The sequence below is a fragment of the Mycolicibacterium nivoides genome (assembly GCF_003855255.1).
Taxonomy (GTDB): Bacteria; Actinomycetota; Actinomycetes; order Mycobacteriales; family Mycobacteriaceae; genus Mycobacterium; species Mycobacterium nivoides.
Genome location: NZ_CP034072.1, coordinates 1,446,123 through 1,466,477, shown reverse-complemented (window position 1 = coordinate 1,466,477; position 20,355 = coordinate 1,446,123). Strand labels below are relative to the sequence as shown.

Genomic DNA, 20,355 nt, shown 5'->3' with positions numbered 1-20,355 from the left:
CCGACCCAATGGGCCGGGGCGTTCGTTGTCTTACTTCTTAGGCGTTGCCTGCGAGCTTCTCGCGCAGAGCAGCCAGCTGTGCGTCGCTGGCCAGCGTGCCACCAGTGGACTCCTCCGACCGCGAGGACCCGTTGGACACCGGACGGGCAGCTTCCTCGGCCTCGGCCGCGGCGAACTTCTCCATCTGGGTGGTGTGCATCTTGTGCCGGCGCTCGGCCTCGGCGTAGCGAGCCTCCCACTCCTCCCGCTGCTTGTCGAAGCCTTCGAGCCATTCGTTGGTCTCGGCGTCGAAGCCCTCGGGGAAGATGTAGTTGCCCTGCTCGTCGTAGCTGTCGGCCATGCCGTACTTCGACGGGTCGAACTCCTCGGTGTAGTCCTCGTTGGCCTGCTTGAGGCTCAGCGAGATCCGGCGACGCTCCAGGTCGATGTCGATGACCTTGACCATCGCGTCGTCGCCGACCTGGACCACCTGGTCCGGGACCTCGACGTGGCGCTCGGACAGCTCCGAGATGTGCACCAGGCCCTCGATGCCCTCCTCGACGCGGACGAACGCGCCGAACGGCACCAGCTTGGTGACCTTGCCCGGCACGATCTGACCGATCGCGTGGGTGCGGGCGAAGTGACGCCACGGGTCTTCCTGAGTCGCCTTGAGCGACAGCGAAACCCGCTCGCGATCCATGTCGACGTCGAGCACCTCGACGGTGACCTCGTCGCCCACCTGAACCACCTCGGACGGGTGATCGATGTGCTTCCAGGACAGCTCGGAGACGTGCACCAGGCCGTCGACGCCGCCGAGATCGACGAAGGCGCCGAAGTTGACGATCGACGAGACGACACCCTTGCGGATGGCGCCCTTCTGCAGCTGGTTGAGGAACTCGCTGCGCACCTCGGACTGGGTCTGCTCCAGCCAGGCGCGGCGGCTCAGCACCACGTTGTTGCGGTTCTTGTCCAGCTCGATGATCTTGGCCTCGATCTCCTTGCCGATGTACGGCTGCAGATCGCGGACACGACGCATCTCGACCAGCGATGCGGGCAGGAAGCCACGCAGACCGATGTCGAGGATCAGGCCGCCCTTGACGACCTCGATGACGGTGCCCTTGACGGCCTCGTCCTTCTCCTTGAGCTCCTCGATGGTGCCCCAAGCACGCTCGTACTGAGCGCGCTTCTTGGACAGGATCAGGCGGCCTTCCTTGTCCTCCTTGGTGAGAACGAGGGCCTCGACCTCGTCGCCCACGGAAACGACCTCGTTGGGGTCGACATCGTGCTTGATCGAGAGTTCGCGGGAAGGAATGACACCTTCGGTCTTGTAACCGATGTCGAGCAGGACCTCGTCACGGTCAACCTTGACGATGGTTCCCTCGACGATGTCGCCATCGTTGAAGTATTTGATGGTTTTGTCGATGGCGGCGAGAAAGTCCTCAGCCGAGCCGATGTCGTTGACGGCTACTTGCGGCGAGGTGACGGAGGGACTTGGCATGTGGTGGGTTGCTCCGGACAGGTTTACTAGTAGGGACAGTGGTATTGCTGTAATGCGTTCGTATTGATCCGTGGCAGTGACCAGACGGTGTCAAGCTGTGCACACAGATACGTAACGAGGGTACTCGACCAGGCACACGCAGGACAAACCGCCCCCGCGACGGGGGTGTCAGCAGCGCGCCGGACCGTCGTCCGAATTTGTGCCGGGCACGCAGCCTACCCACGGCTACGCTTCTGCGGGTGGCGTACTCCCCGACCCCCGGCCCGGTCCATCGGCCATGGTTTCCGATCACCCCGCCGATGCCCAGACCGGTCCGCAAAGTCGGCGCCCCGCTGGCGGCGATCATCGCCTGCGGCGTCGTCATCGGTGCGCTGGTGCTGCTGTTCACCGCGCTCAACCCGGCCGGCGCGATCATCGGGTTCACGCTGTCCAGCATCGTGATGACCGGGGCGGTGTTCGCCTACCTGTGGCTGGACCGCTGGGAACCGGAACCGCCCAGGCTGCTGCTGCTGGCCTTCGGCTGGGGCGCCGCAGTCGCCATCGTGTTGTCCCTGGTGCTGAGCCTGTTCACCGACGCGCTGCTGGCACCCGGTGTCGACTCGGCCGAATCGGCGCACAGTTTCGCCTCGGTGGCGATCCGCGCGCCGTTCATCGAAGAGGCCGCCAAGGGCCTGTTCCTGCTGATCATGATGACCGGGCGGCGCCGCAACGAGCTCAACTCCCTGACCGACTGCCTGGTGTACGCCGGCCTCGTCGGTCTCGGTTTCGCCTGGCTCGAAGACATCATGTACATCTCCAGCGCCGATTCGCTGGCCGGATCGCTGCTGACGGCGGCGATGCGCCTGATCATGGCGCCGTTCGCCCACTCGCTGTTCACCACGATGACCGCGATCGGGGTGTACTTCGCGCTGCAACGGCGCAGCACCGGCGCCAAAGTGCTCTGCGTCCTGGCCGGCTACCTGGGTGCGGTGTTCATGCACGGACTGTGGAACGGTTCGTCGCTGGTGGGCGCCGGGACCTACTTCATCGTGTACGCGGTCTGGATGGTGCCGATCTTCGTCACGATGATCGTGGTGGCGGTCATCAGCCGTCGCCGCGAGCAGCATGTGGTGGCCGCCAAACTGCCGGGCATGGTCGCCGCCGGGTTGATCACCCCCAACGAAGCCACCTGGCTCGGGTCGTTGAAGAGCCGCCACGGCGCGATCAAGCAGGCCACGCTGGCCGGCGGTCGTCCCGCGGGCAAGGCCGTCGCGGCCTTCGCCGCCGCCGTTGTCGAGCTGGCCTTCGTCCGGGACCGCATCGACCGTGGCTTCGGCAACGCGCAGGTGTACGCGTTGCAGCAGGAAGAGGTGTACGCGGTGACCGCCGCGCGGTCAGCCGCTCCGATCCTGCACTGGATGGCGCACTACCGGGCGCCCGTCCACTGGTGAGCGGGCGCTGCCAGACGCGCCGCTAATGCGCGGCGGCGTCCCAGCTGCGGCCGTACCCGACCGACACCTCCAACGGCACATCCAACGGGTAGGCGTTGCCCATGTGCTCGCGCACCAAAGCCTCCAAGGCCTCCCGCTCGCCGTCTGCCACCTCGAACAACAGCTCGTCGTGCACCTGCAGGATCATCCGTGACTTCAGCCCGGCTTCCTTGATCGCCTCGTCGACGTTGATCATCGCCACCTTGATGATGTCGGCGGCACTGCCCTGGATCGGCGCGTTGAGAGCGGCCCGCTCGGCCGCCTCGCGCACATTGCGGTTGCTGCTGTCGAGTTCCGGCAGGTAGCGACGACGGCCCAGCACTGTTGAGGTGAACCCGTCCTTGCGCGCCTGGTCGACCACGTCACGCAGATAGTCACGCACTCCGCCGAACCGGTCGAAGTACTGCTCCATCTGCACCTTGGCCTCTTCTGTGGAGATCTTGAGCTGGCTGGCCAACCCATAGGCGCTCAGCCCGTAGGCCAGGCCGTACGACATCGCCTTGACCCGTCGGCGCAGCTCCGGGGTCACCTCGTCGATCGGCACCGAGAACGCCCGCGACGCCACGAACGAGTGCAGGTCCTCACCGGTGTTGAAGGCCTCGATCAGGCCCTCATCTCGCGACAGGTGCGCCATGATCCGCATCTCGATCTGGCTGTAGTCGGCGGTCATCAGCTCGGCATACGGCCCGTCCGAGCCCGCACCGCCGCCGGAGCCCGGAGGGCGACCTCCAACCACGAACGCGTCGCGGATGCGTCGGCCCGCCTCGGTGCGGATCGGGATGTTCTGCAGGTTCGGCTCGGTCGACGAAAGCCGGCCGGTCGCCGCGATGGTCTGGTTGAACGTGGTGTGAATCCGCCCGTCGGAGGCCACCGCGTTGAGCAAGCCGTCGACGGTGACCTTGAGCCGCGTCGCGTCCCGATGTGCCAGCAGATGCTGCAGGAACGGATGACCGGTCTTGTCGAACAGTGACTGCAGCGCATCGGCATCGGTGGTGTAGCCGGTCTTGGTGCGCTTGGTCTTGGGCATCTCGAGCTCGTCGAACAACACAGCCTGCAACTGCTTGGGCGACCCGAGGTTGATCTGCTTGCCGATCACCGCGTACGCGGCCTCGGCGGCGTCACGGATCTGGTCGGCGAACTCGCTCTGCAGTTCCTGCAGTTTGCCCAGGTCGACGGCGATGCCGATCGACTCCATCTCGGCCAGCGCCCGCTGCACCGGCAGCTCCATCCGGCCCAGCAGGGACGACGAGTCGATCCGGGCCAGTTCCTCGTCCAGCGCATCGGCGAGGTCCAGGACCGCGCAAGCCCGCAGGATCAGCGTCTGCACCGCCTGCTCGTCGACTCCCTCCGAGTCATCCAGCAGTGAAAGCTGTTGCTGCTCAGGCGTTTCGGCGCGCAGCTCGCGACGCAGGTAGCGCACCGCCAGATCGTCGAGGGCGAAGCTGCGCTGCCCCGGCCGCACCAGGTAGGCGGCGAGCGCGGTGTCGGAGGTGACCCCGCGCAATGTCCAGCCGCGCCCGGCCAGGTCATGCATGGCCAGCTTGGCCTCGTGCAGTGCCTTGGGCGGACCGGGATCGCCCAGCCAGCGCGCCAGCGCTTCCTCGTCCTCGGGTGTCAGCGTGGCGGTGTCGATGTAGCGCCCGTCGCCGTCGGCCGCCACGATGGCCAGTGCGGTGGCGTCGGCGTCGTAGGCCAGATGCGTGCCGACCACGGCCAGTCCGAACCGGTTACCCAGGCTGTGCTCGGCGAGCCAGGCGGCCAGCTCACCGGGCTCCAATGCCCGGCCACGCACGTCGAACCCGTGCTCGACCTCGGGCTCGGAGGCGACCAGCGTCTCGAACAGCCGGTCGCGCAGCACCCGGAATTCCAGGTCGTCGAACAGCCGGTGGATCTGGTCGCGGTTCCAGGGTTGCATCCGCAGCGTGTCCGGCGTCTGGGCCAGCGGCACATCGCGCACCAGGTCGGTGAGCTCACGGTTGAGGATCACGCTGGACAGGTTGGCCCGCAGCGAGTCCCCCACCTTCCCCTTGACCCTCTCGACGTTGTCGACCAGCGACTGCAGTGAGCCGTACTCGACGATCCACTTGGTCGCGGTCTTCTCTCCCACCCCGGGAATGCCGGGCAGGTTGTCACTCGGGTCCCCGCGCAGGGCCGCGAAATCCGGATACTGCGTCGGCGTCAGCCCGTACTTCTCCACCACCGCGTCCGGCGTGAAGCGGGTCAGCTCGCTGACCCCCTTGCGCGGGTAGAGCACGGTGACGTTGTCGGTGACCAACTGCAGCGAGTCACGGTCGCCGGTGACAACCAGAACCCGGTAGCCCTCCTGCTCGGCCTGGGTGGCCAGGGTGGCGATGATGTCGTCGGCCTCGAAGCCGGGTTCGGCCATCGCGGTGATGCCCAGTGCGCCGAGCACCTCTTTGGTGATGTCGATCTGGCCGCGGAACTCGTCGGGCGTCGCGGAGCGGCCCTCTTTGTATTCCGGGTACTTGTCCTTGCGGAACGTCTGTCGCGATACGTCGAACGCGGCGGCCACGTGGCTGGGCTGCTCGTCACGCAGCAGGTTGATCAGCATCGAGGTGAACCCGTAGACCGCGTTGGTGGTCAGCCCGCCCTGAGTCTTGAAATTCTCGGCCGGCAACGCGTAAAACGCCCGGAAAGCCAGCGAATTGCCGTCGAGCAGCATCAGTGTGGGCTTGTCGTCAGCGGTCGGGTTCGGTGCGTTCTTCGTCTCGGTCTTCGCGGGGCTCACGGCCCTCACTCTATGCGGGGCCACCGACGCGCAGACGGCGACGAGTCATCTCGATCAGGACTCTGGCGGCCGGACTCATCGGTCCCCGCGCCCGCCACGCGAACACCAACCGGCCGCGCAACTCGGGTGTGATGGGCAGGGGGTGCAGGGCGGTCCGGGCGACGGCCACCGATTCCGGCAACACCGCGACTCCGAGCCCGCGCTCGGCAAGCTCGGCCAGCGCGTGCGGGGTGCTCGCCTCGAACGCGACCCGTGCGGCCACCCCGGCCCCGCGGCAGGCCTGGTCGAACTGGTGGCGGATACCGGCGCCGGTCGGCAACGCGATGACCGGGTGGTCTGCGAGATCGCGCAGCGCGACCGTGCGTCGCCGGTGCCACGGATGGTCACCCGCCACCGCTGCGACGATGCGCTGATCGGTCACCACCTCGGCGGCCAACCCGGCGGGCAGTTCGGCACCGACCGACACGATGGCCGCATCGAGGCGCCCCGAGTGCAAGCCGTCCAGCAGGGCGTCGGACTCGTCCGTGGTCAGCGTGATGTCGACCAGTGGGTGTGCCGCGTGGAACTGAGCGAGCAGTCCCGCCATGTCGAAGTCGTGGGCCGTCACGGTGCCCACCACCACCGAGCCCCGCACCAACTCGCCGAGTTCCTCGACCGCGGTACGGGCGGCGGTGACGGCGGCCAGCGCCGCCCGGGCGTGTGGCAACACGGCTTCGCCGGCGGCGGTCAGCCGGACCGTACGCCGGCTGCGATCGAACAGTTGCTGACCGAGTTCGCGCTCGAGGTGCCGGATCTGGGCGCTGACCGCCGGTTGCGCGACATGCACCCGCTCGGCGGCGCGGGTGAAGTTGGCTTCTTCGGCCACCGCCACGAAGTATTCGAGCTGCCGCAATTCCATAAGTAATCACAATAGTTTATGGATAGACTATGTATTGGACTTATCATTCGGCGCTGACGAGGCTGGAGCCATGTCCACACGACAGATCGTCATCGCCGGAGCCGGTATCGGTGGCCTCACCACCGCACTCACCCTGCACGCCAGAGGTTTTCACGTCACGATCCTGGAGAGCGCCCACGAGCTCCGCGCCCTCGGCGTGGGCATCAACCTGCTGCCGCACGCGGTACGCGAACTGACCGACCTCGGTCTCGGCGAGGCCCTGCTGGCCATCTCGGCGACCCCGGCCGTCATCGATTTCTACCGCTCCGACGGCGCGCTGCTGTTCCGTGAGCCCCGCGGAATCGAAGGCGGATACGGGTACCCGCAGTGTTCCGTGCACCGCGGCCGGCTGCAGATGCTGTTGCTCGACGCGGTCCGGTCCCGGCTGGGTACCGACGCGGTGCGCACAGGCGCAGCCGTCACCGGTTTCGAGGAATCCGACGATCATGTACGCGTGGCCAGCCGCGTCGGCGAGTTCACCGCAGACGTGTTCGTCGGCGCCGACGGGGTGCACTCGGAAGTACGCAGGCAGTTGCATCGCGGCGTCGACCCACTGGTCTGGTCGGGGGTTCGGATGTTCCGCGGCGCCAGCCATGTTCGGCCGTTTCTGGACGGCCGCACGATGGCCATCGTCAAGGGTGAGGACGGGGTCGAGCTGGTCACGTACCCGATCGGCGGCGATCAGGTGAACTGGGTGCTGCAGGTCGCCGAGGCCGCGCCCGGTCCGCTTCCCGGGGACGCGAACTGGAACGCCCAGGTCGATCCCGCGGAGGTCATGGCCCGCATGTCGGGCTGGCACCTGGACTGGCTGGACCCGGCCGAGCTGGTGGGCAGATCCGATGCGGTGTTCGAGTATCCGATGGTCGACCGGGAGCCGTTGTCCCACTGGGGTACTCAACGCGTCACACTACTGGGTGACGCCGCGCATCCGATGTATCCCGTCGGCGCCAACGGCGGTTCACAGGCCGTCCTCGACGCCCGCGCCCTTGCCGACGAGCTGGCCGCCGGCCGCGGCGTCGCCGGCTACGAGGCCCGCCGCGTCCCGGAGACCACGGCAGTGGTGCACGCCAATCGCACGATGCATGCCGGCGACCCCAAGGAGCTGGCCCGGGTCACCGCGGACTATCGACGAAACACACTCGCAGACAGGAGTTCCCGATGACCACATACGTTCTGATACCGGGTGCGTGCCACGGCGGCTGGTGCTTCGACGATCTCGCCGCCGCACTGCGCGCCGAGGGCCACCGGGTGTTGACACCAACCCTCACCGGGGTGGCCGAGCGCGCGCACCTGGCCCACGCCGGGGTCAACCTGGAAACCCATATCGCCGACGTGATCGCGGAAATGCAGGCCCAGCACGTGACCGATGCGGTACTGGCCGGGCACAGCTACGGCGGCATGGTGATCACCGCCGTCGCGGATCGCATTCCACTGCAGGTCGATTCGCTGGTGTACCTGGACGCGTTCGTGCCGCGAGACGGCGACTCGGTGTGGACTCTGACCGACGACGGACAACACACGTGGTACGCCGGCGTCGATGCCACGGGCTACGGCGTACCGCCACTGCCGTTCTTCGACGACCGCGCCACGGCGCATCCACTCGCGTCGTTGATGCAGCCGATCCGGCTGCGCGACGACCTGTCCCGCTTCCGGCTCGACTATGTCTACGCCACCAAGTGGGAGGGTGAATCGCCCTTCACCGCGACCTTCGAGCGGGTTCGCACCGACCCCGCCTGGCGCACACACGTGCTCGACGGGGCACACAACCTCATGCGCGACAACCACAGTGATCTGGTCCGCATCCTGCTGGGCGCCGCCGGCGGGTAGCCCGTCGACGTCGCGGTGGTCGCGCTAACCTTCCCTCGTGCCGTCGCCAAGCCCGATCGTGATCGGCCAGGTGACATCGCTGACCGGCTCTAATTACATGGGCCTGGAGAACCGGGACGGCGCAGAGCTCGCCGTACAGCAGCTCAACGACGCGGGTGGTGTGCTCGGACGCCCGGTGGAGCTGGCGGTCGAGGACGACGAGAGTCTCCCCCAGGGTGCGGTGGCCGCCTACCACCGGATGGCCGACCGGGGCGTCGTTGCCGTCGTCGGAACATCATTCTCCAACGCAAGTCTGGCGGTCCTGTCGCATACCGATGAACGCCGAGTTGTGTACGTGTCGACGGGAGCCGCGCACACCCAGGTCGATCCCGTCCGTCCGTACGTGTTCATGACGCCGCCGACGGGGCGTGTGGTCGCCGCGCAGCTGCTCAGATACTTCCGCCATCGCGGCTTGACCAGAATTGCGGTGGCCCTCGATTCCGACAGCGTGTTCAACCGTGAGGCGTGGACGACGCAGGAAACCATGCTGAGCCAGTTCGGAATCGAGGCGGTCACGGTCGTTTCGGTCAAGGTCGACACCGAGGATTTCGGACCCGCAGTGGCTGAGGCCGCCGCGAGCGGCGCGCAAGCCTTGATGGCGTGGGTCACCGGGCCACCGGCGACCGGGTTGGCATTGGCATTCAGGTCAGCCGGTCTGAACATTCCGATGGTCGTGGGACTCGGCGCCGCGAGTCCCACGTTCGTGGACGAGGTCGGCCCGGGCGCCGACGGCATCATCGTCGCGACGTCCCTGGTAGCCGTGGAAGCAGACCTGCCACCTTCAGCGACCCGGAGCGCCATCGCCGCGCTGACCGAACCCTTCGAGCGTCGGCACGGTGTACCGCCGTCTCAATTCGCGGTGGATGGATACACCGCCGCGAAGCTGATTGCGGCAGCCGTCGACGCGGCCGGCGACGACGCTCCTCAAGCGGTCCGGCAAGCGATGGATTCACTGACATGTCTCACGCCTGAAGGCGAGTACCGCTTCTCCTCCACCGATCATTCCGGGCTCGATGTGAACGACGTGGCCGTCGCGGTCATCCGGGACGGCCGGTTTCGCCTGACACCGTGGTCCCGCGACGAGTTGCTCCGGCACTTGACGTAGCGGCTGGGGCCTCCTCCCCCGCTTGCCGCAGTTGGTCGCGGATGACTTCGGGCCGGGTGCTGATCGCGCCGACATAACCGTCGGGCCGGACCAGGACGTAGGAGCCGACAGATACGTCGTAGCCGTCGCCGGGGGCGAGTCGCACCTGCGGGATCCCGAAATCGACTGGCTCGGCACCGAATTGCAGCACAGTCCAGTGGGGGCCGCGGAACACGTCGAACAGTCTGCGGCCGTCTGGCAGCAGTCCGTCGGGTGCCCGGTCGCCGGCCCGTAGCGCACCGGTCGGATCGGTGTCGACGGCGAGCGGGCTTCCCCGGTAGTTGATGTCCAACTGGTGGATGGCCGCGGGCGCAGGCCCCGTCGCACCGAACCCCTGGCGGTGCAACAGGCCGCTGAGGTGCAGCACCTCGGCGGCGACGGGCAGACGCTCCGCCTCATAGCTGTCCAACAGGGCGTCAGGCGCTCCGGCCGACACAGCGGCCAGTTTCCAGCCGAGGTTGTAGGCATCCTGCACCCCGGTGTTGACGCCTTGCCCTCCGGCGGGCGAATGGACGTGGGCGGCGTCTCCGGCCAGGAACACCCGGCCCATCCGGAAGTTTTGCGCCATCAGCAGATTCACCCGGTACAGCGAGATCCACCGCAGATCCGAGAGTGTCACGTCCCGGCGGCCCGACCGGTGCTGCAGCACTTCCTGCATGCCCTCGAGGGTCAGCGCGGGAACTTCGACGCCGGGCGCCATCGTCACCACCAGTTGGTAGTGCTCACTATCCGGCAGGTTCCACAGCGAGAACCGTGTGGACTGGTCGCCGTCCCGGGTCAGGAGGTGACAGCACCGGCCGTCGAGGCCGCGGGCCCGCACGTCGCCGACGATGATCTGTTCCTCGGTGAGCGCACCGCCGAGGAAGTCGACCCCGGACGCCTTGCGGACGGCGCTGCGGCCACCGTCGGCGCCGACCAGGTAGTCGGCGTGGATCGATCCTCGCCGGGTATGCACCGTGACACCGTCGTCGCCCTGCGTGAAACCCGTTACCTCGGTGTCGAACTCGATGGTGCCGCCGAGTTCGGCAAATCGCGCCGCCAGGATCTGGTCGGTGCGCCACTGCGGGATCAGCCACGTGTACGGGTACGGCACCGCCGGGGTGGGTTCCAGCTCGGGCAGCCCCAGCAGGTCGTAGATCGGCTTCTCCCAGACCACGTCCTCGCCGCGGTAGAGCCGCATGGGCGGAAAGGATTCCCCGGCGGCCAGCACGGCGCCGATCACGCCGAGGTCGTCGAAGACCTCCAGGGTGCGCGGCTGCAGCCCTTTGCCGCGGGAGCCGGGGAACAACGCCGCGGCTTTGTCCAGCACCCGGCAGGGCACGCCGCGCCGGGCCAGCTCGATGGCCAGGGTCAGTCCGGTGGGCCCGGCGCCCGCGATCACGACAGTCATCCGCGGGCACCTCCGAGCAGGACCAACAGGACGTCGTCGATCAGCCGCGCGCTGAACGCCGCGTCGACCGGTAGGTCGAGGTGGACCTGGCGGAGGATCATCGCCTCGGCCACGTCATGGATGAGTTCGACATGGGTGTCTGCGGCGATATCGCCGCGGGCGATGGCCCGCTGCAGCGCATCGTGGAACGGCGAGAGCTCCTCTTTGGCGAGATGTTCGCGGATGGCCTCGGCCAGCTGCGCGTCGTGGCGCATGAGGGTTGCGAGTTCCGCGGTGACCCGGGTCAACGGGTCGGCCACGTTCGCCGCGACGGCGTCCATCACGGCGAACAGATCACTGCGCAGCTCCCCGGTGTCGGGTACCGACGCATTGCGTGCGACATCCGCGGCGTCCAGGGTCGCGCGGACAAGCTGGGCCTTGTTCGGCCACCGGCGGTAGATGGTGGCCTTGCTGGCGCCGGCCCGGGCGGCCACCGCGTCGGTCGTCAGTGCCTGGTATCCCCGTTCCACCAGCAGCTCGGCCGTCGCGGCCAGCACGGCCTGCTCACGCTCCATACCTCGAACCATGTTTGAAGAGTACGAAACAGTTTCGTACTCTTCAAGCCATTATCTTGGTTCGCGGGGCAAAACTGCAACACGTTTCAGTTCTGCGGTCTTGATCGTTTAGGCTGGCCGCGTGCCAGCAGCATCTTCGCAACCCGCGATCGAAGGGTGGTTCGCCACCGACGACGCCGGTGCCACTCACCTGATCGGCGGCAAGTGCACTCAGTGCGCCACTTTCGTGTTCCCGCCGCGCGAGAACAACTGCCCCAACCCGGCCTGCGACAGCGACACCCTTGACCTGGTTCCGCTGTCCCGCCGCGGGAAGGTGTGGAGCTACACCGAGAACCGGTATCTCCCGCCCGCACCGTATCCGAAGACCGACCCGTTCGAACCCTTCGCGATCGCCGCGGTGGAGTTGGCCGACGAAGGTCTGATCGTGCTCGGCAAGGTCGTCGAAGGCACCCTCGCCGCCGACCTCAAGGTCGGCATGGAGATGGAGCTGACCACCATGACGCTCTACACCGACGACGAGGGCATCGAGCGCACCACCCACGCCTGGAGGATCCCGTGAGCACTCCCGAACCGCTGTACATCCTCGGCGCGGGCATGCACCCGTGGGGCAAGTGGGGCCGCGACTTCACCGAGTACGGCGTCGTCGCCGCCCGCGCCGCGCTGGCCGAGGCCGGCCTGGACTGGCGCCAGATCCAGCTGGTCGCCGGGGCCGACACCATCCGCAACGGCTACCCGGGCTTCATCGCCGGATCGACCTTCGCCCAGAAGCTGGGCTGGAACGGTGTGCCGGTGTCGTCGAGCTACGCGGCCTGCGCGTCGGGCTCGCAGGCACTGCAGAGCGCCCGCGCTCAGATCCTGGCCGGGTTCTGCGATGTCGCGTTGGTGATCGGCGCCGACACCACACCCAAGGGCGCCTTCGCGCCCGTCGGCGGCGAGCGCAAGAACGATCCGGACTGGCAGCGCTTCCACCTGCTCGGCGCGATGAACCCGGTGTACTTCGCCCTGCTGGCCCGGCGCCGGATGGACCTCTACGGGGCCACCTCCGAGGACTTCGCCCAGGTCAAGGTGAAGAACTCCCGCCACGGCCTGCAGAACCCGAATGCCCGCTACCACAAGGAATCCTCGATCGAGGACGTGCTGGCCAGCCCGGTGGTGTCCGACCCACTGCGCCAGCTCGACATCTGCGCCACCTCCGATGGTGCCGCCGCGCTGATCGTGGCGAGCAAATCGTTCGCCGAGAAACACCTGGGCTCCCTGGAGGGCGTCCCGTCGGTGCGCGCGATCTCGACGGTGACCCCGCAATACCCGCAGCACCTGCCCGAATTGCCGGACATCGCAACGGATTCCACCGCCGTGGTGCCGGCACCGGAGCGCGTGTTCAAGGATCAGATCCTCGACGCCGCATACGCCGAGGCCGGGATCGGCCCCGAGGACGTCAGCCTGGCAGAGGTCTACGACCTGTCCACCGCACTCGAGCTGGACTGGTACGAGCACCTGGGCCTGTGCGCCAAGGGTGAGGGTGAGCAGCTGCTGCGTTCCGGCGCGACGACCATCGGTGGCCGTGTCCCGGTCAACCCGTCCGGCGGCCTGGCGTGCTTCGGCGAGGCGATCCCGGCGCAGGCCATCGCGCAGGTGTGCGAGCTGACCTGGCAGCTCAAGGGCCAGGCCATCGGCCGGCAGGTCGAGGGCGCCAAGGTCGGCGTGACCGCCAACCAGGGCCTGTTCGGCCACGGCTCATCGGTGATCGTCGCGCGGTAGAAAATGACGGTGTGAGCGAAACCGTCGTCGTCCGCGTCAAGCCCGGCAGCCGCAAAGGCCCGCTGGTCGAGGTCGCTGACGACGGCGCGCTCACCATCTACGTTCAGGAACGTGCCGTCGACGGCAAGGCCAACGACGCCGTCACCAAGCTGCTTGCCCAGCATCTGGGTGTGCCGCGCAGCCGCGTGGAGTTGATCTCCGGAGCGACTGCGCGGCTCAAGCGTTTTCGGGTGAGCTGACGTTGCGGTTCCACTCCAGCCAGCCGATCCCGCTGCGTCCGTCGGCGGTGCGCACCTTGGCCCAGGCGCGGGGGAACTGACTGACCCGGCCGGCACCGTCGTCTCCCGGAGCCACCAGCAGCACCGGCGCGTGGCCCTGGATGTCGACGGTGACCTCGATGTCGCCGGGTTGCAGGTTCAGCGTCGTCGACACCGGCAGATCATCGGCACCGAGCGCGTATTGCGCTGTCACCGACTGCAATTCGACGAGCGGCTCACCCGCGCGCTGCGAATAGCCGATCCCGATCGGCGGCATCCCGGGGATCCGGATGTCCACGCCGTGCAGATGGGTGCCGTCGTCGAGATGGATCGCACTCCACACCCAGTTCATCGACCACCAATCGCGCACGCCCCACGAATGGTCACGCTGGCCCGCGACGGCGTTGACGTCGAAGGTCTGCTCCCCGACGGTCACCGTGCCCGAGACCGTGCACGGAATCTCGTAGCGCGGCGTGATCCGGTACTGGTACGGGGTTCCCACCGTGGTCCAGGTCAGGTCCATGGTCACCGGAACCGGCCGGCCCGTTTCACCACGCAGCAGCGCGGCCGGATCGTCATGGGCCTGCCCGGTACCCGCTGCGGTGACCCGGTAGGTCTTGAGCGGCTCGCCCGGCTGCAGGCTCAGCTCGACACCCTCACCCGTGATCAGTGCCGGTTCGGCCGGTGCGGCGTGAAAGTCGTTGAGCGCCACGGTCGGCATCCCCGGACCGCAGAACAGCACATTCACCCACGCGGTGTCCTGGTTGGGTACCAGCCCCAGGCGGACCCAACCGCCGAAACCCGCGTCAGCATCGGCGAAGTCGAGATACCAGCTCTCGTTCCACAATTCCTCGCCGGTCGGCGGATGCGCAAACTCATCCTCGTCCGTGGGGACCAGCGGTTCCGGGATCGCCGGTGGCGCAAGGATATCCAGGGCCTCGGTGTCCAGCACATGGCTGCAGTGCCGGTCGAGCATCGTCATGAACATCTGGTCACCGCGTTCGGTGCGCTCCACCAGCATCGAGGAGATGATGGCCATCATCACGCCGAAGAAGCTCTGCCGGCGCACACCGTCGCGCACCTGATCGAGCGTCAGCGCGGAGTCCGGTCCGAGCGCCCGGTGATACGCCGTCAGTAACTCGTCGTAGTGCGCGCGGCGCTGCTCGACGGGCAGGGCGCAGCCGATGAAATACGCGACGTCGGTGAACGCAGGCCCCTTGGTGACGGTCTGCCAGTCGACCACGGTCAGGGCCCGGTCGGCACCGGAGTCGCCGAACAGCATGTTGTCGAGCCGGTAGTCACCGTGTACCAGACCCTGAGGCCGCTCGGACGCTCCTTCGGCTGCCAGGTAGGCGTCGAAACTCTCGACGAGCCGCTCGCACACGTGGCGCTGCTCGGGCGTGATCAGGCCCGCGTACCGGTCGACGAAGGCCGCATACAGGCCGGCGATCAACCCCTGGTTGACCGGCGCCTCACGGTTGAGCCATTCAGCCTGGTTCAGCGCCTCGGCGCCGGGCTTCGACCCGTGCATGCGGCCCAGCTCGGTGAGCGCCGCAGAGGCCTGTTCGGCTGTGGCGCCGCGGATCTCGTCGCCCACCAGGGCGGGGACGGCATCGCCGAGCAACAGGTCGAACGCACCGGTCTGAGTGTCGATCGCGGCGTGGTAGCACGGCGCCACGGGCCCGGGCACCAGGGCGGGCGCGATGTCGGTATAGAACCGCACCTCGCGTTCGTAGAGCCCGAGCGCCAGTCCGGTCTGGCGACTGCTGGGGTCGGTCGCGGCGACCTTCAGCACGACCGAGGCCGGCCCGCCCTCCTCTGCGGCATAGCTCAGCGATACGCGATAGCACTCGCTCATCTGGCCCGTTCCGATCCGCTCGAAACTGAACCCATCGACCTGTCCGGCGCCGAGTGCGGCGGTCAGCCAGTCGCAGGTCAGGTCTTCGGGGCGGTCGAGTACGGCTGTCTGAGTCGGTTGCACACAGGCAACCTAGCAGTGTTCCGCGTCACATATGACAGGTGTCAACTAATGATGTGCCGCCTTGGCATGGCCGTGGGCGCAGGCGTCCGGCGGGGTGGGTGCCACGTCCAACGCCGGGTTGCGGTCGAAGAACCCGAAAGGCTTGAGCCAGAACGACACCACGTCCACCGGCATCACGGGCCAGTCCTCCGGACGGGTGATGTGGTGGATGCCGAAGACGTACCAGAGCACCACGTCGGTGTTGTCGATCGACCGGTCGGCCTTCGTCCATTCACCCAGCCCGGTATCGGCCACCGACTGGTTGACGAACTCCCCCGCGGGCCAGCGTTCGTCCGGCCGGTTCGGAGTCACCCACAGCGTGTGGGTGATGACGTTGGCGCGCTGCGCCACCGGTGACGAGGGATCGAACATCGCGGGGATCGCCCCGGTGGGCACCAGCTTGTAGGACGGGTGCGTGCCGAGGCCGTTGACGACGTTGGTGTTGACCACCTTCCACGCCCGCTGAGTGGCGAAGCTGACGTCCTGTTTGCCCTCCTGCTCGGTGCGCAGCGCCTGATTGCGCACCACCAGCGACAGACCGTACGGATTGTCGGGACTGATCGGTTCGGCGTACGACTCCGTCATGTAGACCGTGTTGTCGGGGCCGTCGACGTCCAGGTCCAACCGGGCGATCAGGAAATGCTGGTGGAACGGCGCATAGGTGCGCTCGTCGACCAGGGTGCCGTTGGGATGCGGCTGCCCCGCCGGAACGGGCGTGGTGACCATGATCCCGGTGGCGCGGACCTCGCACTCGATGTTGCCGTCCTGGTACAGCCGCCAGTAGACCAGGTACTCGTAGTTGGCGACGGTGACATGGAATGACAGTGTGAGCCTGCGCATCCGGCGCACCTCGGCACCGGCGTCGTGGTCGACGTGCTTCCACAGCACGGCGTTGTCTTCCTCGTGGATGCAGATCGCGTTCGTGATGGTGTACGGCTCGCCCGTGCTGTCGTGCAGAACCGCGTCCAGATAGCGGATCTCACCGAGGCAGTCGCAGCCGAGTTCCAGCGAGGTGGTCATGAATCCCAGGCCCCACTCGCCGATGTCGAACGCGGTCCGCCGGTAGTGGTCGACCGAGGAGTCCCGATACGGCACCACCATCTCGGCGAACGACATCCGGTGGGCCACCGAACGATCCACCTCGCCGTCGCGGTACCGCACGGTGTGCAGCGTCATCCCCTCACGGTGGTTGAAACCGACCCGCAACGACCAGTTCTGCCACTGCAGCAGGTTGCCGTCCAACGTGAACGACGGACCATCGGGCTGGGTGATGTTCAGCGGCTTCAGCGGCTCGCGGCGCGAGGCAGACCGGATCCGCTCGGGGATGTGGTGCGGTACGTATTCGCCCATCACATCGGGCTTTTCGGAACTGCCGTCATCCTCGACGCGCAGCACCTCCATGGTGTTGATGTCGATCACGCAGTGCAGACCACTGACCGGGTGGGCGTAGGGATTGGCACCGGGGGCGTGCTTGTACCAGGTGTCCGACCAGCCGATCCGACGGTCGCGGTACTCGGGCGGCGCGACCGCGTCACCGTAGGTCCAGGTGTCCATGAACACGTTGTCCAGATCGGTGATACCGCGTTTGGCGAGTGCGGCGATCACGTCAGGATGCCTGCGCAGCACCTCGTCGCATTCGATGAACTCGTCGACGGTGAAGTTGGCCTGGACGCCCGGCATGTGGTCGAAGTTCTCGACCCGGTCGTCGGTCAGCGACACCACGCCCTTGTAGGTGGCGTTCGCCGACCGGTCCAGGCAGATGACGGCCGCGCGGCGGGCCGGTGTCGCGCCGCCGCCATCGAAGGCGGCCAACTCGGCCTTGGACGGTTCGACGAGTTCCACCGAGGCGACCCGCCAGCCCTCCCCGACCCCGTGCTCACGCAATATCGCTGCCACCGCGCGAAACTCGTCGGCGGACAGCGGATCCAAGGGATAGTCCACACCAAATACGCAACCACACCGGAGGATTCCGTGCAGCAAATCGCTCAGAGTGAATCAGCCGTACTCCGGCGACTCAGTGCTCGGCGAGCGTGAACCCTTCCCAGGCCTGGCGCCGCACCGCCCGGGGGTCGTATTCGACGCGGGGCCGGCGGTCGAACACGAACACCGCGCGGTCGTCGCTGTCATAGGCCGGCCAGCCCGCGCCCGGCTCACCGGTCCGGCTGAACTCACGCCATCGCCGCTGCACGTCCCGGCTGACCCGCCGGGCCGACGCGCGATCGCCCACGGCCGTCAGCAGCGCGCCGTAACTCGTGTGGTAGGTGTCGAATACCGCGAGCAGTTCCATCGCGTGCGTCGCCCCCAGTCCCGCCCAGTGCAGGGTGCGCGGCGCGTAGTCGTAGCGGTACACATAGGTGGGCGCGTGCCGGCTGTGCGCCTCGGCGATCTGCCAGGTGGCCGAAGCGAACGCGAAATCGCCGCCCAGCCGCACGCAGGCCGCACTGCTCGGATAGTCCGGGTACGCCGCCACAATCCGGCGACGTTCCTCCGGATCGGTACGGGCGAACAACTTTTCGATCATCGGCTCATTGGTCGGCAACAGCGGCATGAAGCGGGTGAACAGCCTGCCCTCGTCGGCGTTGTTGCCGACGATCAACGGCACCCGGTGCGCGCTGCCCTCGGCCATCGCCGTCACCGGATCGACGGGCAGGTAGTCGGTGCCGAAAGTCGGACCGACCGGAAACGCGCCCGGCATATCCGTCTGCCCGCGCATGATGAGCTTTTCCAGCGCCCGGCCCAGCTCCGCCGGGCGAGCAGACATCAGCGCGGCAGCCGCCGATCCCCCACCGGGACCGACCAATTCGGCGAGCTGACCTGCGATACGCGCGGCGGCCTCCGCCGAGCTGACCATCCCGCTGGCCGGGCTCTCCGAGATCACCCGGGCGAACAGCCCTTCGGCGTCGGGCACCGCGAGCAGGGTCGCGACCGCGTGCGCACCCGCACTCTCGCCGAAGATCGTCACGTTGTCGGGGTCCCCGCCGAACACCGCTATGTTGTCGCGTACCCACCGCAGCGCCAACACCAGATCGCGCAGGAACAGGTTGTCCTCGATCGGATGCTCCGGTGTCGACAGCGACGACAGCTCGACACACCCGAGCATGCCGAGCCGGTAGTTGACCGAGACGAACACACAGCCGCGGCGGGCCAGCGCGGCACCGTCGTAGATGGGCGTGGCCGAGCTGCCCATGATGTAGCCGCCGCCGTGCACGAAGAACATCACCGGCAGCGGACCATCGGCGTCATCCTTCTCCGCGCCTCGCGTGCGCGGTGGTTTCTCCGGCGCCACCACGTTGAGCGTCAGGCAGTCCTCGCTCATCGGCTGATGCTTGCCCAGGCCGACGAGCGTGTAGCGATTTTGCTGGGGCGCGCAGTAACCGAACCCGTGGCAGTAGCGCACGCCGGGCCACGGCTCGGCCGGCTCGGGTGCCCGAAGACGCAGCCGGCCCACCGGCGGCTTGGCGTAAGGGATGGAGCGCCAACGATGTACGCCGTCGCGAGTGAACCCCTCGACGATGCCGGTACTGATCTTTGCCCGGACAGTCCGCTCGTGCATGAACCGACCGTATCGAACTACACCGGTGTAGGCGGACACGCGGTGGGCGTGACACGCGACCGCTAGCCTTGCGGGTATGCGCACCGTTGTGACTGTTGGGGCTGCTGTGCTTTCGGCGGCCCTCGTGGCGGCCTGCTCATCGGGAGGGGGACACGAGTCGCAGCCGAACTCGCAGCCCCGGATGTCGATGCCGGCCGGCGCCCCACACACCAAGACCACCACGCCCACCACGACGACGACCTCGCCGCTGCCCACCACGGCACCGGCCGCGGGGACCCCGATGAACCGCGTGATCAAGTGGGTCGAGGCGGGCACCCCGGTCGATCCGTCCGGCTTCCACACCGCCACGCGCGACGGCCAATCCACGAGCCTGGGCGACGATGTCGCGTTCGTCGCACCCTCGGGCACCGCCCGCTGTGCCACCGACAAGAACGTCGAGGGGCAGCTGGCCTGCCTGATCAAGGCCGACGATCTGCCGTCCAAGCCCGCCGACGTCGAGGGCCAGTGGATTCCCGGCTGGGTGGATTTCACCGGGGAAACCGTGGATATCGGCTCGCTGCACGGAGATCCGGGTCGATTCGGCTACGGCGACGGTGCCGAACTCACCGAGGGCAAGTCACTGGCGTTCGGTGACTACCGGTGCCGGGCCGATGACACCTCTTTGGTGTGCGTCAACTATGCGCACCAGTCCGCGGTGCTGCTGAACTCCTCCGGCGTCGAACCGCTGGGCTGCCTGAAGCCGGTTCCGCCGCCGGTGGGCATCGGCCGTCAGCTCAGCTGCCCGCCCGACTAGCGCCAGCCGTCGGCCGCCTTGGCCGCCTCCATCAGGGCCTCACACAACTGCCGCAGTTCGTCCGTCCCGGCACCCTCGTCGACCGCGATGGCCACATCCTCGGCCGCACACCTGACCTGGTACACCCGATCGGACAGCTGGGCCGCCTCGTCGGCGGTGAGCACCACCGAATCCGGGGCCAGCGACGTACCTTTCACCATGGCGCGTTGTTCGTAGGCCCGCTGCCGGCAGGACTGCCTGCAATACTGGCGACGGCGACCCATCTGCGCATCGGCGACCTCACGTCCGCACCACCGACACGGCTGCGGACGGTCGCGTCTGTGGTTACCGATCGCCATGGGTCACGACTGTAGACTGCCCGACGCCTCGACCCGCGTATCATCAATGG

At 67.6% G+C, this 20,355-nt stretch carries 17 protein-coding genes; 8 read left to right on the top strand and 9 right to left on the bottom strand.

The genetic code is table 11. From position 1 onward, the window contains the following. Window positions 1-37: 37 nt before the first annotated feature. Window positions 38-1,477, bottom strand: a complete 1,440-nt coding sequence (rpsA, locus tag EH231_RS06965; RefSeq protein WP_003884756.1) for a 30S ribosomal protein S1 — start codon at window positions 1,475-1,477, stop codon at window positions 38-40. A 239-nt stretch (window positions 1,478-1,716) separates the two neighbouring features. On the opposite strand from rpsA, the gene EH231_RS06960 reads away from it, so the two are divergent. Then, a complete protein-coding gene (locus EH231_RS06960) occupies window positions 1,717-2,907 on the top strand; it encodes a PrsW family intramembrane metalloprotease (protein ID WP_241177902.1) in 1,191 nt (396 codons plus the stop codon). Between the two features lie 22 nt (window positions 2,908-2,929). Here the strand turns inward: EH231_RS06960 and polA are convergent, their stop codons facing one another. Together polA and EH231_RS06950 are read right to left on the bottom strand one after the other, a co-directional pair. Then, window positions 2,930-5,695: a DNA polymerase I gene (polA, locus tag EH231_RS06955; protein ID WP_124712143.1), complete on the bottom strand. Its 2,766-nt coding sequence runs from the start codon at window positions 5,693-5,695 to the stop codon at window positions 2,930-2,932. A 10-nt stretch (window positions 5,696-5,705) separates the two neighbouring features. Beyond that, window positions 5,706-6,593, bottom strand: a complete 888-nt coding sequence (locus EH231_RS06950; protein WP_124712142.1) for a LysR family transcriptional regulator — start codon at window positions 6,591-6,593, stop codon at window positions 5,706-5,708. Between the two features lie 70 nt (window positions 6,594-6,663). Here EH231_RS06950 and EH231_RS06945 point away from each other — a divergent pair, with 70 nt between their 5' ends. The 3 genes from EH231_RS06945 to EH231_RS06935 are packed head-to-tail and all read left to right on the top strand — an operon-like array spanning window position 6,664 to window position 9,603. Beyond that, complete coding sequence (locus EH231_RS06945) at window positions 6,664-7,794, top strand: FAD-dependent monooxygenase (RefSeq protein WP_124712141.1); 1,131 nt, start codon at window positions 6,664-6,666, stop codon at window positions 7,792-7,794. Beyond that, a complete protein-coding gene (locus EH231_RS06940) occupies window positions 7,791-8,459 on the top strand; it encodes an alpha/beta fold hydrolase (RefSeq protein WP_090430993.1) in 669 nt (222 codons plus the stop codon). Before EH231_RS06945 ends, EH231_RS06940 begins: the two co-directional genes overlap by 4 nt. A gap of 37 nt (window positions 8,460-8,496) precedes the next feature. Beyond that, a complete protein-coding gene (locus EH231_RS06935) occupies window positions 8,497-9,603 on the top strand; it encodes an ABC transporter substrate-binding protein (RefSeq protein ID WP_124712140.1) in 1,107 nt (368 codons plus the stop codon). Here the strand turns inward: EH231_RS06935 and EH231_RS06930 are convergent. Both EH231_RS06930 and EH231_RS06925 read right to left on the bottom strand, forming a co-directional pair. Next, window positions 9,536-11,032, bottom strand: a complete 1,497-nt coding sequence (locus tag EH231_RS06930) for an FAD-dependent monooxygenase (protein ID WP_124712139.1) — start codon at window positions 11,030-11,032, stop codon at window positions 9,536-9,538. The two genes, EH231_RS06935 and EH231_RS06930, sit on opposite strands and share 68 nt — an antisense overlap. Further along, the gene (locus EH231_RS06925; RefSeq protein WP_124712138.1) at window positions 11,029-11,598 is read right to left on the bottom strand and encodes a TetR/AcrR family transcriptional regulator; all 570 of its coding nucleotides are present in this window, start codon (window positions 11,596-11,598) and stop codon (window positions 11,029-11,031) included. Before EH231_RS06925 ends, EH231_RS06930 begins: the two co-directional genes overlap by 4 nt. A gap of 109 nt (window positions 11,599-11,707) precedes the next feature. On the opposite strand from EH231_RS06925, the gene EH231_RS06920 reads away from it, so the two are divergent. Genes EH231_RS06920 through EH231_RS06910 form a run of 3 tightly spaced genes read left to right on the top strand, consistent with a single transcriptional unit; the run spans window position 11,708 to window position 13,583 of the window. After that, the gene (locus tag EH231_RS06920) at window positions 11,708-12,145 is read left to right on the top strand and encodes a Zn-ribbon domain-containing OB-fold protein (protein WP_044524009.1); all 438 of its coding nucleotides are present in this window, start codon (window positions 11,708-11,710) and stop codon (window positions 12,143-12,145) included. Beyond that, on the top strand, window positions 12,142-13,344 hold the full coding sequence (locus EH231_RS06915) for a lipid-transfer protein (protein WP_090431001.1): 1,203 nt from the start codon (window positions 12,142-12,144) through the stop codon (window positions 13,342-13,344). The genes EH231_RS06920 and EH231_RS06915 overlap by 4 nt, the downstream gene beginning before the upstream one ends. Window positions 13,345-13,355: 11 nt before the next feature. Then, on the top strand, window positions 13,356-13,583 hold the full coding sequence (locus EH231_RS06910; RefSeq protein ID WP_044524007.1) for a DUF167 domain-containing protein: 228 nt from the start codon (window positions 13,356-13,358) through the stop codon (window positions 13,581-13,583). Here the strand turns inward: EH231_RS06910 and EH231_RS06905 are convergent. The 3 genes from EH231_RS06905 to EH231_RS06895 form a co-directional block, all read right to left on the bottom strand. Then, entirely contained in the window at window positions 13,561-15,582 is a 2,022-nt protein-coding gene (locus EH231_RS06905) for a DUF7064 domain-containing protein (RefSeq protein WP_124712137.1), read from the bottom strand. The two genes, EH231_RS06910 and EH231_RS06905, sit on opposite strands and share 23 nt — an antisense overlap. A gap of 45 nt (window positions 15,583-15,627) precedes the next feature. Then, on the bottom strand, window positions 15,628-17,562 hold the full coding sequence (locus tag EH231_RS06900) for a primary-amine oxidase (protein ID WP_124712136.1): 1,935 nt from the start codon (window positions 17,560-17,562) through the stop codon (window positions 15,628-15,630). A 73-nt stretch (window positions 17,563-17,635) separates the two neighbouring features. Further along, entirely contained in the window at window positions 17,636-19,174 is a 1,539-nt protein-coding gene (locus EH231_RS06895; RefSeq protein ID WP_124712135.1) for a carboxylesterase/lipase family protein, read from the bottom strand. A 76-nt stretch (window positions 19,175-19,250) separates the two neighbouring features. On the opposite strand from EH231_RS06895, the gene EH231_RS06890 reads away from it, so the two are divergent. Next, window positions 19,251-19,967 carry a hypothetical protein gene (locus EH231_RS06890; RefSeq protein WP_164480796.1) on the top strand — a complete coding sequence of 239 codons (717 nt, stop codon included), beginning with the start codon at window positions 19,251-19,253 and terminating at the stop codon, window positions 19,965-19,967. Here the strand turns inward: EH231_RS06890 and EH231_RS06885 are convergent. Continuing rightward, complete coding sequence (locus tag EH231_RS06885) at window positions 19,964-20,305, bottom strand: hypothetical protein (protein ID WP_044523993.1); 342 nt, start codon at window positions 20,303-20,305, stop codon at window positions 19,964-19,966. The two genes, EH231_RS06890 and EH231_RS06885, sit on opposite strands and share 4 nt — an antisense overlap. Window positions 20,306-20,355: the final 50 nt, after the last annotated feature.